23 protein-coding genes are annotated in these 14,500 nt (G+C 52.9%); all 23 read left to right on the top strand.

Annotated elements, in window-relative coordinates; genetic code table 11:
- Positions 1-172: 172 nt before the first annotated feature.
- The 23 genes from AC6BYQ_RS06895 to AC6BYQ_RS06785 all read left to right on the top strand — a co-directional run bounded on the left by AC6BYQ_RS06895 (position 173) and on the right by AC6BYQ_RS06785 (position 14,496).
- Entirely contained in the window at positions 173-1,087 is a 915-nt protein-coding gene (locus AC6BYQ_RS06895) for a helix-turn-helix domain-containing protein (RefSeq protein ID WP_498056565.1), read from the top strand.
- The gene (locus AC6BYQ_RS06890) at positions 1,084-1,806 is read left to right on the top strand and encodes a replication protein P (protein ID WP_498056564.1); all 723 of its coding nucleotides are present in this window, start codon (positions 1,084-1,086) and stop codon (positions 1,804-1,806) included. Before AC6BYQ_RS06895 ends, AC6BYQ_RS06890 begins: the two co-directional genes overlap by 4 nt.
- Entirely contained in the window at positions 1,803-2,150 is a 348-nt protein-coding gene (locus tag AC6BYQ_RS06885; protein WP_498056563.1) for a hypothetical protein, read from the top strand. Before AC6BYQ_RS06890 ends, AC6BYQ_RS06885 begins: the two co-directional genes overlap by 4 nt.
- On the top strand, positions 2,147-2,374 hold the full coding sequence (locus AC6BYQ_RS06880) for a hypothetical protein (RefSeq protein WP_019453541.1): 228 nt from the start codon (positions 2,147-2,149) through the stop codon (positions 2,372-2,374). Before AC6BYQ_RS06885 ends, AC6BYQ_RS06880 begins: the two co-directional genes overlap by 4 nt.
- Positions 2,371-2,940: an MT-A70 family methyltransferase gene (locus AC6BYQ_RS06875; RefSeq protein ID WP_060446909.1), complete on the top strand. Its 570-nt coding sequence runs from the start codon at positions 2,371-2,373 to the stop codon at positions 2,938-2,940. The genes AC6BYQ_RS06880 and AC6BYQ_RS06875 overlap by 4 nt, the downstream gene beginning before the upstream one ends.
- Positions 2,937-3,377, top strand: coding sequence for a hypothetical protein (locus AC6BYQ_RS06870; protein ID WP_060446908.1), 441 nt, complete (start codon positions 2,937-2,939; stop codon positions 3,375-3,377). The genes AC6BYQ_RS06875 and AC6BYQ_RS06870 overlap by 4 nt, the downstream gene beginning before the upstream one ends.
- Positions 3,374-3,757 (top strand): RusA family crossover junction endodeoxyribonuclease, encoded by a 384-nt coding sequence (locus AC6BYQ_RS06865; protein ID WP_060446907.1) that lies wholly within the window; start codon positions 3,374-3,376, stop codon positions 3,755-3,757. Before AC6BYQ_RS06870 ends, AC6BYQ_RS06865 begins: the two co-directional genes overlap by 4 nt.
- Positions 3,754-4,737: a DUF968 domain-containing protein gene (locus AC6BYQ_RS06860; RefSeq protein WP_498056562.1), complete on the top strand. Its 984-nt coding sequence runs from the start codon at positions 3,754-3,756 to the stop codon at positions 4,735-4,737. The genes AC6BYQ_RS06865 and AC6BYQ_RS06860 overlap by 4 nt, the downstream gene beginning before the upstream one ends.
- Before the next feature lie 52 nt (positions 4,738-4,789).
- Positions 4,790-5,488 (top strand): bacteriophage antitermination protein Q, encoded by a 699-nt coding sequence (locus tag AC6BYQ_RS06855; RefSeq protein WP_498056561.1) that lies wholly within the window; start codon positions 4,790-4,792, stop codon positions 5,486-5,488.
- A gap of 245 nt (positions 5,489-5,733) precedes the next feature.
- A complete protein-coding gene (locus tag AC6BYQ_RS06850; protein WP_049202652.1) occupies positions 5,734-6,111 on the top strand; it encodes a putative holin in 378 nt (125 codons plus the stop codon).
- Positions 6,101-6,433 carry a phage holin family protein gene (locus tag AC6BYQ_RS06845; protein ID WP_230116436.1) on the top strand — a complete coding sequence of 111 codons (333 nt, stop codon included), beginning with the start codon at positions 6,101-6,103 and terminating at the stop codon, positions 6,431-6,433. The genes AC6BYQ_RS06850 and AC6BYQ_RS06845 overlap by 11 nt, the downstream gene beginning before the upstream one ends.
- The gene (locus AC6BYQ_RS06840; RefSeq protein WP_498056560.1) at positions 6,430-7,041 is read left to right on the top strand and encodes a glycoside hydrolase family 19 protein; all 612 of its coding nucleotides are present in this window, start codon (positions 6,430-6,432) and stop codon (positions 7,039-7,041) included. The genes AC6BYQ_RS06845 and AC6BYQ_RS06840 overlap by 4 nt, the downstream gene beginning before the upstream one ends.
- Entirely contained in the window at positions 7,038-7,427 is a 390-nt protein-coding gene (locus AC6BYQ_RS06835) for a DUF2570 family protein (RefSeq protein ID WP_498056559.1), read from the top strand. Before AC6BYQ_RS06840 ends, AC6BYQ_RS06835 begins: the two co-directional genes overlap by 4 nt.
- Entirely contained in the window at positions 7,357-7,614 is a 258-nt protein-coding gene (lysC, locus tag AC6BYQ_RS06830) for an Rz1-like lysis system protein LysC (protein ID WP_498056558.1), read from the top strand. Before AC6BYQ_RS06835 ends, lysC begins: the two co-directional genes overlap by 71 nt.
- Positions 7,580-7,777: a hypothetical protein gene (locus tag AC6BYQ_RS06825; RefSeq protein WP_498056557.1), complete on the top strand. Its 198-nt coding sequence runs from the start codon at positions 7,580-7,582 to the stop codon at positions 7,775-7,777. The genes lysC and AC6BYQ_RS06825 overlap by 35 nt, the downstream gene beginning before the upstream one ends.
- A 63-nt stretch (positions 7,778-7,840) precedes the next feature.
- On the top strand, positions 7,841-8,083 hold the full coding sequence (locus AC6BYQ_RS06820) for a hypothetical protein (protein WP_498056556.1): 243 nt from the start codon (positions 7,841-7,843) through the stop codon (positions 8,081-8,083).
- Between the two features lie 35 nt (positions 8,084-8,118).
- Positions 8,119-8,415 carry a hypothetical protein gene (locus tag AC6BYQ_RS06815; RefSeq protein WP_498056555.1) on the top strand — a complete coding sequence of 99 codons (297 nt, stop codon included), beginning with the start codon at positions 8,119-8,121 and terminating at the stop codon, positions 8,413-8,415.
- A 2-nt stretch (positions 8,416-8,417) separates the two neighbouring features.
- Positions 8,418-9,878, top strand: coding sequence for a glycosyltransferase family 2 protein (locus AC6BYQ_RS06810; protein ID WP_498056554.1), 1,461 nt, complete (start codon positions 8,418-8,420; stop codon positions 9,876-9,878).
- Positions 9,860-10,450: a hypothetical protein gene (locus AC6BYQ_RS06805; RefSeq protein WP_498056553.1), complete on the top strand. Its 591-nt coding sequence runs from the start codon at positions 9,860-9,862 to the stop codon at positions 10,448-10,450. Before AC6BYQ_RS06810 ends, AC6BYQ_RS06805 begins: the two co-directional genes overlap by 19 nt.
- The gene (locus AC6BYQ_RS06800; RefSeq protein ID WP_498056552.1) at positions 10,450-10,800 is read left to right on the top strand and encodes an HNH endonuclease; all 351 of its coding nucleotides are present in this window, start codon (positions 10,450-10,452) and stop codon (positions 10,798-10,800) included. The genes AC6BYQ_RS06805 and AC6BYQ_RS06800 overlap by 1 nt, the downstream gene beginning before the upstream one ends.
- A gap of 158 nt (positions 10,801-10,958) precedes the next feature.
- Positions 10,959-11,456, top strand: a complete 498-nt coding sequence (locus tag AC6BYQ_RS06795) for a phage terminase small subunit P27 family (RefSeq protein WP_156565102.1) — start codon at positions 10,959-10,961, stop codon at positions 11,454-11,456.
- Positions 11,456-13,192, top strand: coding sequence for a terminase large subunit (locus AC6BYQ_RS06790; protein WP_498056551.1), 1,737 nt, complete (start codon positions 11,456-11,458; stop codon positions 13,190-13,192). The genes AC6BYQ_RS06795 and AC6BYQ_RS06790 overlap by 1 nt, the downstream gene beginning before the upstream one ends.
- A complete protein-coding gene (locus AC6BYQ_RS06785; protein WP_498056550.1) occupies positions 13,192-14,496 on the top strand; it encodes a phage portal protein in 1,305 nt (434 codons plus the stop codon). Before AC6BYQ_RS06790 ends, AC6BYQ_RS06785 begins: the two co-directional genes overlap by 1 nt.
- Positions 14,497-14,500 lie beyond the last annotated feature (4 nt).

The following is a 14,500-nucleotide window of genomic DNA, read 5'->3' as shown; positions in this document are numbered from 1 at the left end:
GTCGGCTGCGTGGGCAATTTCGGTGTGTGGCTTCAAGCTGTTCAAAGCCGCTCATGCCGTTGCGTTATGTGATGAGAATACCGGGCGGCTGGATGCCTGTCACCCACAGCGCTTTGCAGGAAGTTGTGGATCGATTCAAGTATTTGGCACTGCCGGCGCCGGGAGCTGCTGCATGAGCATGAACCTGATGGCTCAAGCAATGAGCATAAAGGTTGGCAATCCCCTGCGTAAGCTGGTGCTGATTAAGATGGCTGATAACGCCAATGATGAAGGCGAATGCTGGCCGTCATATCAACACATTGCTGACCATTGCGAGTGCAGCAAGAGCGCCGTGAAGGCTCATATCACTGCACTGATAAAAATGGGGCTGCTCTCGAAAGAGAACCGCCTTGGCGTCAATAACGGAAAAGGAAATACATCAAACATTTACCAACTGACACTTGGTAACCATGTGTCGTCAGAAAACACAGCCCCTGTGTCTCGTAAAAGCACAGCACCTATGCCACCAAAAAACACAGGTGGGTCAGGAAAAGGCACAGGTGAGGCGTTAGAAAACACAGCCCCTGTGTCATCTGGTGGCACCCCCTGTGGCAGCACGTGGCACCAGAACCAGTCATTAGAACCTAAAGACCAAAACCCTTCTTGTCAGGTCGCTCCGCAACCCGACGAATCAGGCGATGAAAAGTTTTTATCTCGGCATCCAGAAGCAGCGGTATTCAGTGCCAAGAAAAAAATCTGGGGCAGCGCTGAAGACCTGAAGTGCGCGGAGTGGATCCGCTCTCGCATCGTGAAGCTGTACGAGCAAGCTGCGGAAAGCGATGGGGAAGTTGCCAGACCGAAGGAGCCTAACTGGGCTGACTGGGCAAACGAAATTCGTCTGATGTGCTCGCAGGACGGTCGCACGCACAAGCAGATCTGCGAGCTGTTCGCTAAGGCAAACCGGGATCCATTCTGGTGCAAGAACATCCTGAGCCCGTCAAAGCTGCGTGAGAAGTGGGATGACCTGACGCTGAAGCTGAGCGTTAGCCCTGCATCACAGGCCGGTGGCCATTGGAACACTGCTGAAGCATGGGAGAACACCCTATGAATAAATTCATGAGTGCTGTCCAAAATCGCGATGGTAACGCACTGGCAAGGATGATGCCGGCAGAACCGCAGGCGCGAGTGGTCAACGGGAACGCTGAAAAATTGGTTGATCTGTTGTTCGTCAATCTCATGCAAGTCTTTCCCGCTGCTAAGAAAACAGCGCTGAGTACGCCAGCAGAAGTGGCAGCCGCAAAACGTCAGTGGATCCTGGCATTCGCGGAGAATGGGATTACCTCCTTTGAGCAACTGCAGGCCGGCATGCGCATGGCTCGTCAGCAAGAAAGCGACTTCTGGCCGAGCTGTGGGAAGTTTATTGGCTGGTGTAAGGCTGGCGCTGCCGAGAATGCTGGTCTTCCATCTGTTGATGACGTTGAAGCAGAGTTCAAGCGCTACAGCGCGAATCGCGGTCAGCATTCCCGGCCTGAAGATTTCAACTGGTCGGCACCAGTTATGTACTGGATTGTGATCGACGTTCGCCATCTGATGCTTCAGCACAACTACACCGAAAGCGAGATCCGCAAATCAATTCAGCAGCACCTCAACCGATGGGCTAAACGGCTGGCCAAGGGGGAACGTGTGCCAACCCCTGCGCCACAAATCGCCCACAAGCAACACATCCCGGCGCCGTCAGAGCTAATCGATAAAGACGGCAAATTTCAGCGTAAAGGTGAAGAGCTGCTGGCGCGCATCCGCTCGAAGCGAGAGGGGAACCCATCATGAAGAAATTAACGATCCCGGTAGACGCTTTAGAAAGCGAACGCATCAACAAGGGCATTCGTCGATTGGTTCGAGAAGGTTACCTGAAAGACAACCCAGATAGCCAGATTTGCCGCGTGCGAAATGCCGCTGCTGGGGCAACGTGGCGCACGCTGCGTGACCTTGAACGGTTGGTGGGGGACATGTACGGCGTCTACGACACGCAAGCAGCTATCAGCGCTCGTCTGCGTGAATTCAGCAAGCCATTCCAGGGGCTGGTTAAGGAACGCCGGATGGCAAAAAGCAAATCGGGTAAGTGGGTTTACTTCTACCGCCTTGTTGCCGTTGAGAAGGAGCCTTCAGCATGAAGTGTGTATCTGGAATTGAGGTTATGCCGCTGCTGGTTATAGCTCATCGCATGTGGCGCTGGTGGATGCTCAGAGAAGCACGCCGTACATGGCAAGAACGCGGTGATTTTCGAAAGTACGCCCAGCGCCAGGGCTGGTTAATTGAATGGCAACGCCAGCGGTTCAGCACTGATTACTGCGTAGTGCGCTATCTAGTTCGGAAGGCAGAAGGGAGTTTTGCATGAAATATTCACTGATTTACGCAGATCCACCTTGGACCTACAACGATAAGTGCGCTGATGGGAAGCGTGGTGCAGGTTTCAAGTACCCAACGATGAGAGTTGCTGATATCTGCCGCCTGCCGGTCTGGGAGCTGGCTGCTGACTCGTGCCTTTTGGCTATGTGGTGGGTGCCGACGCAACCGGAAGAGGCGCTGCAGGTAATGCGGTCATGGGGATTCAGACTGATGACGATGAAGGGCTTCACTTGGCACAAAACAAACCGAGTGAAGGGAAACAGTGCAATCGGTATGGGTCACATGACACGCGCCAACAGCGAGGATTGTCTATTTGCCGTCAGGGGGAAATTGCCACCACGAATTGATGCTTCGATCTGCCAGCACGTCACGGCGCCAAGAATGGAGCATAGCGCTAAGCCTGATGCCTTTCGCGAAAAGCTTGTTCAATTGCTGGGGGATGTTCCACGTATAGAACTTTTCGCACGCCAGCAAGGCGATGGGTGGCATACGTGGGGGAATCAGTGTGAACAGTCGGTGGCATTGATGCCGGGAAAAGTCGAGGTGATATCGTGAGTGACGAAACCCAATACCCAGATAACAGCGCCAAGGTTTTGGCGTTTACAAAGCGCTTCGATGAGAACGCCGATATCAAGGAAATGCGGAACTTTGTCGAAGAAGATGAACGGCTATCCCGTCGTTGCTTCCACGGTGCCGTGTCCGTGTCGGAGCACGAGCGCAAAGTAACGTGTCGCCAGTGCGGTGCCGTGATCGACGCCTTCGATCACCTGCTATCACTGGCAAAGGGCGAAACGAAGCTGGACTGGGAGCTGCGTGTGCTGCGCGGCGAGATCAAACAGCACCGGGAAGGGCTGGAGAAGCTGAAACGGGAAGAGGTGAACTGCAAGGGCCGCATCAAGACGGCACAATTTAGGCTGGCAGATGTGAACCGTGCGCTGGTGGAGGCTGGCGATAAGCTGGTGGTGCAGAAAACAGGAGAGGGGAAGCCATGATTTTGACATTGCCATTCCCACCAAGCGTCAACGGCTACTGGCGTTCCCCTAACAAGGGTTCATCGCGTGGTCGCACTTTGGTCAGTGAGCGTGGAAGGGCTTTCCAGGCAGAGGCTATAGCTCAGGTAGTCGAGCAACTGCGCCGCCGGCCGAAGCCGATCAGCGCCAATATCTCGGTTCATGTGGTGTTCTGCCCGCCGAATAAAGCGCGCCGGGATCTGGATAACTACTTCAAGGCATTATTCGATGCGATGACGCAGGCTGGTGTTTGGCTTGATGACAGCCAGATTAAGCGCATAGAGGCGGAATGGGGGCCGGTCACGAAAGGCGGGAAAGTGGAACTGAGAATCAGCGAGGTGATGCCATGCGCTGCCTGTTGAAACCTATCATCATCAGCGAGCTCGGCCAGGTGATATTGAAACCAGGCGCTGATCTGATGTCGTTGTTCGGTGATCGGGTCATGGTGACCAGAGTACCGCCTGAATTCCGCAAGATGCCATCTGGCGCACTGCCGACGGTAGAACAGCAATTGGCAACTGACCCACGTTTCCGATCGTTCTTCACGCATGAGCGAGTTCTGGGGGCTGCTGGTGGCCCCGCCGCTATGCGCGATTGGTTAGGCCGTGGTTTTGAATGCCAGTGCGCCAGCACTGATGGGTATCACGATAAGAATGTCGGCGTGATGGAATACGGCGACCACAGCATCAGGATGTGCTGGCACCACCAGCACAAATACCGTGAGCAGACGAGCCCGCTGCTGAACAAGTTGGCGGAGCAGAACGTAGCTGATTTTGTCGTTTACCGGGCGCGCTCGCATTTCATGTTTGACGAATCCCACCAGCTGACGTTGCCAGAGCTGTGCTGGTGGGCATGGGTCAAAGAGGTTATCGATCTGATCCCTGAAGAGGTAGCTGCTGCATCACTGCGTGTGGCGCCGTACAGCGTACCTGCTGGGGTTAAGAAAGAATCAGATATCGAGCATACGCCGGCGGCACGCCAGATTGTTGCCGAGAAAGCCAAAAAAGCGGCCAAATCGTTAGTTATCGATCCTGTGCCACCAAAGGCGTTATTCAAGATTCCAAAGCGTGAGCGCTGGACCAGTGAGAAGTTTACCCGTTGGGTTAAATCTCAGCCATGCGCATGCTGCGGAGCCCCCTCAGACGACCCCCATCACATCATTGGCCACGGGCAGGGTGGCATGGGAACCAAGGCGCACGATTTTTTTACCATCCCACTTTGCCGAAAGCATCATGATGAATTGCATCGTGACATGTCACGGTGGGAGGAAGAGCACGGCACTCAGATCGAACTGTGGTTCAGATTCATCGACCACTCGTTATCGATCGGCGCCATTTCATAAGTGTGGAGTAATAGGCGAGCTGGCATGCGGGCCAGACGCCTGGAGAAAATGCATGATTATGTCCGAACAATACCTTCAGTACATCCGGGAATGTTTCATGATGGCAACTGCTGATACCAGCGGTAAGACAAAAGGGCAGCTACAGGCATTCACTGAAACAACGCAAGTATGCACTACGCGGTTGAAGCGTAAGAGACGCACTATCGTGGAGGAAGACGGAAAGCGAATTACAATTCATAGCGCACCTGTTCCTGGCACTGAAACCAGACCGAGTTCAGGGGCAATTGCGCTGATTGATCCTGCCACGTTTTCAGCTACTTCTTGGCGCAGGGCTATTTACCCAATCGCGAGCAATCAGCGCAGCTGGCTTTCATGGTGCTACACGGGCGATATTTCGTTTAGCCATCAGGAAGAGATCACTCGCTGGGCTTGGGGTGAATTTCGCGCCCGCATAGAAGTTATGGGCAAGCGCATAGCAGGCAAGACGATCGAAAAGCTTAGGGCGTTGACTTGGTTGGCCGCCCAAGATGTGAAAGCTAGGATAATGGGCGGTAAAGCTTACCAGTGCCAAGAAGTAGCTGAGCTACTTCAGGTATCCGCGCCAAACTGGTCAAAAAACTATGGCCAGTATTGGTCGCTGCTATGTGGAATATTCCAGAGGCTTGATCGGGAAGGTCTAATATCTTTATCGAGATCACGATCACAACAAAAAGCGACATTTTCACAACAGGGTATTGCAAAAGTTAATTAAATAGTCCATATTTAGCGTTAATTTGATATCGTGCCATAAATGTAATGACCGGCACCAAAATTAAAACCTCGCTTCGGCGGGGTTTTCTTGTTTTCAGCCCCAGCCAACATCCGACACGCACCTGGCACACCCCGTATCGCCAAATCGTTTACGGCTGGTGGCTGAACCCTATTAGCCGTGGCACAGACTGCGGTTTTTTTATGCCCTCGGTATGGAGAGGACAATTACAGCAATGAGGAGTAACGATGTCCGATCCATTAACTGCGACTGGCACCACTGCGCTGGTGTCGGCCACGATTGCGGCGCCTGCAGTTGGCATTGATTACGGGGTTATCTTTGGCGCGTTCATCGGTGCGATGTTCTACGTCACCCAGGCCAAAGACATTCCGCGAATCAGACAGGCTTTCTCGTTCGTTGTCTCATTTGGTACTGGCGTACTCGGTGCGAGTGTTGCCGGCGCCAAGCTTTCAGCATGGCTGAATTACAACGACACCCCATTAGAGCCGTTAGGTGCGCTAATCATCTCTGCCGTCGCGGTCAAGCTACTTACCTTCGTCAGTGAGAAGATGGAGGATCCGACATCGCTGTTTTCCAGATTCCGGGGAGGCGCGAATGGCAAGTAACGATATCTCTGTGATGTGGTTAAACCTCATTCACACAGTAACGACCAGTGATCCACTTGTGGTGCTGAATGTGTTGCTTTGCTCGGCGATTGTCTGCCGCCTTGCTTGCTTCAGAAAAACAGGTTACCGGCACCGGGCATGGATAGCCTGGCTGGCATGGTTGGTTATCTGCGCATATTCATGGATTCCGTTTCGCTTCATTGCTCAGCAGTACCAGGAAACACACTGGGGCGTAATCGCGGCGAATCTCATCATCTGCATCGCGCTGTACCGGGTTAAGGGGAACATCGCGAAACTGCTACACCCCCTGAGGCCACAATGACACAAAACGAATTTCAACGGGCGGCTGGTATAAGCGCCGGGTTAGCTGCGCGCTGGTATCCGCACCTGATCGCCACATTTGCTGAGTTCTCAATCGAGAAGCCAGCGGCGCAGGCAATGTTTATCGCTCAGGTTGGGCATGAATCAGCAGGCTTTACCCGCACGGTGGAGAGCCTGAACTACACGCCACAGGGATTGCTTTCAACCTTTGGGAAACGCATCACTTCCTATCAGGCTGACATGCTTGGGCGTACAACGGCACACCTGGCAAATCAGCCAGCGATTGCAAACTTGGTATACGCCGATCGCTTGGGCAATAAATCACGCGGTGATGGCTGGAAATACCGTGGGCGTGGGCTGATTCAGGTTACCGGCCAGGACAACTACCGAGCGTGCGGTATTGCGCTGAAACTCGACCTGGTTGGCAATCCTCAATTGCTGGAGAGCGACGGAAACGCGATGCGTTCTGCCGGCTGGTTCTGGAAATCTCGCGATTGCGGCCGCAATGCCAACGATATCGAATGGGTTACCCAACGTATCAATGGTGGCATCAACGGGCTATCTGATCGCCAGGCGCGGTACGACATGGCGCGTAAGGTTCTGCTATGAACTGGTTCCCATTACCAAACTGGAAAGCAATTCTGGTGGCAGTAGCTCTCGGATTGGTCTCATGGCTGGCCGTCAGCAACTGGGGTTACCGCAAAGAGCTGCGGTTGACCGACCAGAGGCTTTCCACAGAGCAGTTGAAAAACAGCAAGCAGGCGGGGTTGATAACTACGCTGCAGGCACAGGATGAAGTAAACCGCGCGCTGGTGGCATCACAACAGCAGCATGAGCAGCAGCTACGCCAGCAGTACGGCATCTTGCAGAGGAAATTCCGTGAAGCGATTAAAGATAATCCCTGCGCTGCTGAGCGTATGCCTGATGCTGTCGTTGAGCTCCTGCAGCAAAATTCCACCTTCGGCCCCAGAGCAGTTAATAAGCCTACCCCCTGAAACAGTGTTCACGCCATGCAAGCAGCCAGAGCTGCAGGGTAATACCTGGGGCGATGCTGTGAGCTACACGCTGGCGCTTCAAACCGCTTTATCAATCTGCGCCGGCCAGGTGGCCACGCTGAACCAATGGCGGGAAGCCGCCGGGAGAAACCATGAGCAAAATCGTACTTACCCTGGAACAGATTAAAGAGCTGGCACGCTTCGCTGAAGAGGAGGGCCAGCCGTCCTACACCATTACCACCGGCACTATCCCAGCGTTTGAGGCTGAGGATGGCGAGATGGTTGCGGAGTACAACGGCCTGATCGCTTACTCGGACTCGGAAGAGCACAGCGTTCTGCAATTGGTGTGATGCAGACCCAATACCACGGCAGGATCTGCCTGATGAATGCATTTCACTAAAAGGGTAAGAAGAATGAAATTTCAACTAGCGAAGCTATACCGAGGATCTTTTTTTATCGGCTATGGCATTGCCGTTAATGGTGAGCTATTGGACTGCCAAGTATCCACTGAGATTAAGACTGAGCCCAACGAAATATCCAAAGTTGTAGCAGTGTTTAACGTGACCGCTGAACATGCAGAAAATCAAATTACCATTGATCTAAGAAAAACCGAGGCGGAAACCGGGTCGGCCGCTATAGAGATCACGCCGAAATAATCATTACATGTGGCATTCACTGAGTGCCATCGATAATGCAACCAGAAAGGCCATCATCCTGCATCAGCGGGCTGGTGGCTTTTTTATACCAGCAATTAGGAGAAGAAGACATGTTAACAGTTACACATCATTACGCTGACGGTGGAGAACGCAGCTGTGAAGCACGCGAGGTTCGCCATGACGGGCATGTGATCCTTATTGACCATCCTCAATCAAATGGGGGCGCTTCAGAACGGCTGGAACTGGCGGAGGGAGACACGTTTTATGTGATGAATGAGCGAGGTAGTACTATCGCTCGTTATTTTGGCCAAAAAAAATCATCGGCGGATTAAACATGCAGGTGATTATTGACGGTGTTCCCTATGAGCCTGCAAACAAGCAGGCTTTTTCACGTATTGGTATCGCAATATCAACGCATCAGCGGCCAGAAGTTTTAGCAAGGGCTATATCGCAACACCTTAAGCATTTGCCACCTGGTGCGCTGGTGGTTGTTGTAGACGATGGTTCAAACCCGGCGGCAGCTGTTCCTGATGGGATTCAGCTTTTCAGACATGAAGAATCTCGCGGTATTGTGGCAACGAAAAATGCCAGCCTTGAGGCGTTAATTAGTACCGGTTGTGAGCACCTCTTCTTATGGGACGATGACGCATGGCCTATTGCAGACGGATGGCATATTCCATACATAGCGTCACCAGAGCCGCACTTGGCTTATCAATTCCTTGATCTGGCTGGTCCGCGAAAACTCAAGGATATGGCGGTACTGTATTCTGACAATGACCACATCGCTTACACCGGTCAACGCGGTGTGATGCTGTATTACCACCGCAGTGCGATAGAGAAAGTTGGCGGGTTCGACCCGGTATACGGTCGCGGCATGTACGAGCATCCTGATCTGGCGCTACGCATTCACAACGCCGGGCTGACGTCTTGGGCGTTTTCTGATGTAGTTGGTTCAGCTGATCTGATTCACTCGATGGACGAACACGAAGAGGGTGCGCGCTCTATACCCCGGCCTGAACGTGAGGCGCTGGCGAAAGCCAATGCTGTTATCTACAGCACTCGTAGAGACAGCGGATTTACGGCTTATGTTCCATTTCGCACCGAGCATGATGTAGTGATCACCACGCTACTGACTAGCCAGGCAGACCCACAGCGACAGGCAAAGATGGTTGCTGAACCTGACCTGCTGCAGGCGTGGTCATCGTCTATCCGTGGTAGTGCCGCTGTAGTTCTGGCCGATGAACTCGCCACAGTGCCAGCCGGCGCCAGTTTGATTAATGTGCCGATGCTGGAAATGAGCCCGTATTTCGCGCGGTGGCTTCACATCTACCAGCATCTCCGCGCCCATCCTGAATACAGAAACGTCTGGTGTACCGATGGTACCGACGTAGAGATGTTGCGAGAGCCCTGGGCAGAAATGCAGCCGGGTAAAATTTACGTGGGCTCCGAGCATAAGACGTATTCCGACGAATGGATGAAGGTTAATCACCACGGCGCTGCATACCGACAATTCCTTGAGCAGCACAGCGATGATCCGTTGCTTAATGCTGGCCTTCTTGGTGGCAGCCGTGAAGACGTCATGGATTTTGCCCACAGGATTATCCGCCTCTACTACCGGATAGAGAGCCAGCGTTTCTGGAAGATGGAGACTGCACCTGCAACGCTGGTTGATATGGGCGCGTTCGGCGTGGCCGCAAAGTCATTCGGTGATCGAATCATCACAGGCCCCAAAGTTCACACCATCTTTAAAACGGATGGCATCGGTAAGGAGTCTGCATGGTGGAAGCACAAATAAAGTTTGTTGTAGTCGGCCATCATTCCAGACGGACCAAGGCAGATGCGCTTGCCACATCGCTTCAGGCTCATTTGCTGATTGATGAAGGCGACAATGGCGCCAACTGGAACCACCGTCGCGCGCTTGAATGGGCTGCTTCTCAGCTGTGCCGCGTTGTTGTGGTTGAGGACGACGCTGAGCCAGTACCAAACCTCCTCCCCCAGGTTGAAGGATGGCTGCAGCGCAACCCTGATTCGCTGGTGAGTTTTTATCTTGGTACCGGCCGACCACCACAGTATCAGATGCAGATAGCCGAACGGTTGATAGTGGCTGACAAGACACGTGCTGACTTCATCACGCTACCGCGTCTGATACACGGCGTGTGTTACAGCGTACCGCGACAGCAGATTGAACGTGTACTGACCAACTGGGATAGCAGAAAGCCAGCCGATTACGCCGTAGGTGATGCATTAGGTGCCCCGGTTATCTATCCATGCTGGTCGCTGGTAGACCATGCAGATGGTGATCCTGTTGAGAGTCACCCAGATGGCTCGCCACGTACTGAACGCCGCCGGGCGTGGAGGTTAGCCTGATGCCTGCATTAATACCGAGAGCATGCCGTAAGCGCGGCTGTGCTGGCACAACCACAGACCGCTCAGGCTATTGCCCAAAGCACCTTAACGAAGGTTGGCAGCAACATCAGAGAGGACAGAGCAGGCATCAGCGAGGTTATGGCAGTAAGTGGGATAGGCTGCGCCCAATCGTTCTCGACAGGGACAAACACCTTTGTCAGGAATGCCTGAGAAATGGAAGGTATACACCCGCTGAGACGGTTGACCACATCATCGCCAAAGCAAATGGGGGTACCGATGACCTTTCTAACCTCGAAAGTCTCTGCAAGCCCTGCCACAGGGCGAAGACAGCAATTGAACGATTCAATTGATACCGATTCTCATTTGAGTGATTCAAGAGGGGAGGGCGGGGTGAAAGTTCAGGAATGATGCGCCAAAGGACCGCCGCCTAACCTCTTTTCACATCGCCGCAGGTTAGAAAACTTTTTTATGGGGTACCCCATTCGATGATTAATAGGAGTTTTCGATTATGTCTGGACCACCGAAAACCCCTACCCATCTACGTTTGGTGAGGGGTAACCCATCAAAACGACCAATCAATGAAAACGAACCAAAGCCCGCTGCTGGGGTACCCCCAACGCCGAAGCATTTCGACAAGCAGGGGAAATACTGGTTCAAGCGTATGGCCGAAGAGCTCGACGCGCTTGGCGTCATGTCGCAACTGGACGCGAGAGCGCTTGAGCTACTGGTTGAGGTTTACACCGAGTACCGGCATCACTGCGATACGCTTGAGAGAGAAGGCTACACCTACGCCGTATATAGCGACGAAGAGCCAGACGAAGGAAAAGAGCGAGAAATACGCATGATCAAGGCTCACCCTGCCGCCATCATGAAAGCTGATGCCTGGAAGCGTCTGCGCGCCATGCTAGGTGAGTTCGGCATGACGCCAGCCAGCCGTTCTAAAGTGAATGCTAAAGGTCCTGATGCGGTTGACCCGCTGGCCGAGTTTATGAAAGCGAGGGATTAATGGCTAAGGTAACTGAAGGCATCCGCTACGCCGAAAGGGTAGTGGCGGGGGAAATAATTGCCTGTGAGTATGTCCGCCTTGCCTGTCAGCGTTTTCTTGACGATCTGGCACACGGCGAAGAGCGCGGTATTTTCTTCAGTGAGCCGCGCGCGCAGCACATTCTGAATTTTTATAATTTTGTGCCTCACGTAAAAGGCGCGCTGGCAGGACAGCCTATTGAGCTGATGGACTGGCACGTTTTCATCCTGATTAATATTTTTGGTTTTGTTATCCCGCTGGTTAACGAAGAAACGGGAGAAAACGTCCTGCGTAACGACGGCAGCGGTCGTCCAGTAATGGTTCGGCGATTCCGTACAGCAGATGTTGAGGTGGCCCGTAAAAATGCTAAATCAACACTTTGCTCCGGCGTTGGGCTTTATATGGCTGGTGCCGACGGCGAGGGCGGGGCGGAGGTTTATTCCGCTGCAACCACCCGTGACCAGGCGCGAATTGTTTTTGAAGACGCGAAGAATATGGTGAAGAAGGCGAAAGCCACTCTTGGGCGGATCTTAGAATTCAACAAGCTTGCTATCTACCAGGAGCAAACGGCCTCCAAATTCGAGCCATTATCATCAGATGCGAACAACCTCGACGGTCTGAACATCCACTGCGCCATCGTTGACGAGCTGCATGCTCACAAAACCCGTGACGTATGGGACGTTCTGGAGACGGCAACCGGTGCGCGCCTGCAATCGCTGCTTTTCGGTATCACAACCGCCGGTTTCAACAAAGAAGGAATCTGCTACGAACTGCGGGATTACGCCATCAAGGTGCTTCGTGGACTGGTAAAAGACGATACGTTTTTTGCCATCATCTACACCTTGGATAAAGGTGACGATCCCTTTGATGAAAAAGTCTGGCAGAAGGCGAATCCGGGGCTGGGTATCTGTAAGCGCTGGGATGACCTGCGCCGCCTTGCTAAAAAGGCGAAAGAGCAGGTTTCGGCCAGGATTAACTTTTTCACCAAGCACATGAATATCTGGGTTACCGCTGAGTCGGCGTGGATGGACATGATGAAATGGGAGAAATGCGAGTTTATTGCCCCGCAGCACGAACTTAAAACCTATCCCTCCTGGGTAGGCGTTGACCTTTCAAACAAAATTGATATCTGTGCGGCCGCTAAAGTCTGGCGCGCGCCAGATGGCCACGTTCATGCAGATTTTAAATTCTGGCTACCGGAAGGACGCCTTGAGAAATGTTCACGCCAGATGGCAGAGCTCTATCGTAAGTGGGCAGAGATGGACAAGCTGATCCTTACCGACGGGGATGTAATCGACCATGCGCAGATTAAGGAAGAGCTACAAGTGTGGATTGCTGGCGAGAGTCTGAAAGAAATTGGCTTCGATCCGTGGAGTGCGACGCAGTTCAGCCTTGCGCTGGCAGAAGAAGGGTTACCGCTGGTGGAAGTGCCGCAGACGGTTCGCAATTTCTCTGAGGCGATGAAAGAGGTCGAAGCGCTGGTATACGGTGGCCGCTTCCATCACAGCGATCACCCGGTGATGAATTGGATGATGTCCAACGTAACCGTTAAGCCTGATCGGAACGAGAATATTTTTCCGAATAAGTCCACACCAGAGGCCAAGATTGATGGCCCAGCGGCATTGTTCACAGCAATGAGCCGCGTTCTGGTTAACGGTGGCAACGACCAGCAGGATCTCTCCGGATTCTTCAATAATCCCATCATGGTAGGTTTCTGATGAAAAAAAACAAACGGCCAGGCAGGGTTAAAAGTGCGCTGCTTAATTGGCTTGGTGTTCCTATCAGCCTGACTACCGGCACGTTCTGGGAGGAATGGTTTGGTACCAGCAGCAGCGGAAAGGTGGTAACGGCCGATAAAGCGATCCAGCTATCGGCAGTATGGGCATGCGTAAGGCTATTAAGCGAGTCTATTTCGACTCTTCCGCTGAAAATATACGTTCGACAGTCTGACGGTTCACGAAAAGTAGCAACCGATCACCCGGCCTATTCGATACTGTGTCGCCGCCCCAATTCAGAAATGACGCCATCACGCTTTATGTTGATGGTTGTCGCCAGTATCTGCCTGCGCGGGAACGCCTTCATTGAGAAGAAATTCATCGCAAATCGCCTAGTTTCTCTGGTGCCTTTGCTGCCACAGAACATGGTGGTAAAACGTCTCACTACCGGGGCACTGGAATACAAATACACTGAAAATGGTAACGAGCGTGTCATTCCCGTAAAAAACATAATGCACATTCGCGGGTTCGGTCTGGACGGTGTTTGCGGGATGATGCCGATGAAAACAGGTCGCGATGTGATCGGTTCAGCAATGGCGGTTGAGGAGTCTGCTGCGAAGATATTTGAACAGGGGCTTCAGAGTTCAGGTTTTCTCTCCGCTGATAACGCGTTGAATGACGAACAACGTGAAAGACTTCGCAGCTACATGGCTGCATTTACCGGTTCAAAAAACGCCGGGAAAATCATGGTGCTTGAAGGCGGATTGAAGTATCAGGGCGTCACCATGAACCCGGAAGACGCTCAGATGCTGGAAAGCCGCTCTTTCAGTATTGAGGAAATTTGTCGCTGGTTTCGCGTTCCGCCTTTCATGGTCGGCCACACCACAAAGCAAAGCAGTTGGGCATCCAGTCTTGAGGGCATGAACCTCCAGTTCCTTACGCATACCCTGCGTCCCCTGCTGGTGAACATCGAACAGGAAATTGGACGGTGCCTGCTGGACAGCGATGATGAGGTATTCGCTGAGTTCTCAGTGGAAGGGCTGCTACGCGCTGATAGCGCGGGCCGTGCTGCATACTATACCAGCGCGCTTCAGAATGGCTGGATGTCCCGCAATGACGTACGCCGTCTTGAAAATATGCCACCGATTGAAGGGGGGGACATTTACACCGTTCAGCTCAACCTGACGCAACTGAAAAATCTTGAAAGCAGCAATCCTGCTGTTCAGGCCCTGGCCCTGAGAGAACTGCATAACCACATATTCCCTGATATTTCCTTCGAACAATCTCCGCTGAAACAGGCCGCTTAGGAGC

The organism is Serratia sp. LTN-2, assembly GCF_059740205.1.
The sequence above is the reverse complement of the archived record's forward strand: the minus strand, read 5'-3'. Positions and strand labels throughout refer to the sequence as shown.

Excerpts from the sequence above, each read along its gene's own strand:
- AC6BYQ_RS06895 (WP_498056565.1), top strand. The coding sequence starts at position 173 with ATGAGCATGAACCTGATGGCTCAAGCAATGAGCATAAAGGTTGGCAAT.
- AC6BYQ_RS06890 (WP_498056564.1), top strand. The coding sequence starts at position 1,084 with ATGAATAAATTCATGAGTGCTGTCCAAAATCGCGATGGTAACGCACTG.
- AC6BYQ_RS06885 (WP_498056563.1), top strand. The coding sequence starts at position 1,803 with ATGAAGAAATTAACGATCCCGGTAGACGCTTTAGAAAGCGAACGCATC.
- AC6BYQ_RS06880 (WP_019453541.1), top strand. The coding sequence starts at position 2,147 with ATGAAGTGTGTATCTGGAATTGAGGTTATGCCGCTGCTGGTTATAGCT.
- AC6BYQ_RS06875 (WP_060446909.1), top strand. The coding sequence starts at position 2,371 with ATGAAATATTCACTGATTTACGCAGATCCACCTTGGACCTACAACGAT.
- AC6BYQ_RS06865 (WP_060446907.1), top strand. The coding sequence starts at position 3,374 with ATGATTTTGACATTGCCATTCCCACCAAGCGTCAACGGCTACTGGCGT.
- AC6BYQ_RS06855 (WP_498056561.1), top strand. The coding sequence starts at position 4,790 with ATGATTATGTCCGAACAATACCTTCAGTACATCCGGGAATGTTTCATG.
- AC6BYQ_RS06850 (WP_049202652.1), top strand. The coding sequence starts at position 5,734 with ATGTCCGATCCATTAACTGCGACTGGCACCACTGCGCTGGTGTCGGCC.
- AC6BYQ_RS06845 (WP_230116436.1), top strand. The coding sequence starts at position 6,101 with ATGGCAAGTAACGATATCTCTGTGATGTGGTTAAACCTCATTCACACA.
- AC6BYQ_RS06840 (WP_498056560.1), top strand. The coding sequence starts at position 6,430 with ATGACACAAAACGAATTTCAACGGGCGGCTGGTATAAGCGCCGGGTTA.
- AC6BYQ_RS06835 (WP_498056559.1), top strand. The coding sequence starts at position 7,038 with ATGAACTGGTTCCCATTACCAAACTGGAAAGCAATTCTGGTGGCAGTA.
- lysC (WP_498056558.1), top strand. The coding sequence starts at position 7,357 with ATGCTGTCGTTGAGCTCCTGCAGCAAAATTCCACCTTCGGCCCCAGAG.
- AC6BYQ_RS06825 (WP_498056557.1), top strand. The coding sequence starts at position 7,580 with ATGAGCAAAATCGTACTTACCCTGGAACAGATTAAAGAGCTGGCACGC.
- AC6BYQ_RS06820 (WP_498056556.1), top strand. The coding sequence starts at position 7,841 with ATGAAATTTCAACTAGCGAAGCTATACCGAGGATCTTTTTTTATCGGC.
- AC6BYQ_RS06815 (WP_498056555.1), top strand. The coding sequence starts at position 8,119 with ATGCAACCAGAAAGGCCATCATCCTGCATCAGCGGGCTGGTGGCTTTT.
- AC6BYQ_RS06810 (WP_498056554.1), top strand. The coding sequence starts at position 8,418 with ATGCAGGTGATTATTGACGGTGTTCCCTATGAGCCTGCAAACAAGCAG.
- AC6BYQ_RS06805 (WP_498056553.1), top strand. The coding sequence starts at position 9,860 with ATGGTGGAAGCACAAATAAAGTTTGTTGTAGTCGGCCATCATTCCAGA.
- AC6BYQ_RS06800 (WP_498056552.1), top strand. The coding sequence starts at position 10,450 with ATGCCTGCATTAATACCGAGAGCATGCCGTAAGCGCGGCTGTGCTGGC.
- AC6BYQ_RS06795 (WP_156565102.1), top strand. The coding sequence starts at position 10,959 with ATGTCTGGACCACCGAAAACCCCTACCCATCTACGTTTGGTGAGGGGT.
- AC6BYQ_RS06790 (WP_498056551.1), top strand. The coding sequence starts at position 11,456 with ATGGCTAAGGTAACTGAAGGCATCCGCTACGCCGAAAGGGTAGTGGCG.
- AC6BYQ_RS06785 (WP_498056550.1), top strand. The coding sequence starts at position 13,192 with ATGAAAAAAAACAAACGGCCAGGCAGGGTTAAAAGTGCGCTGCTTAAT.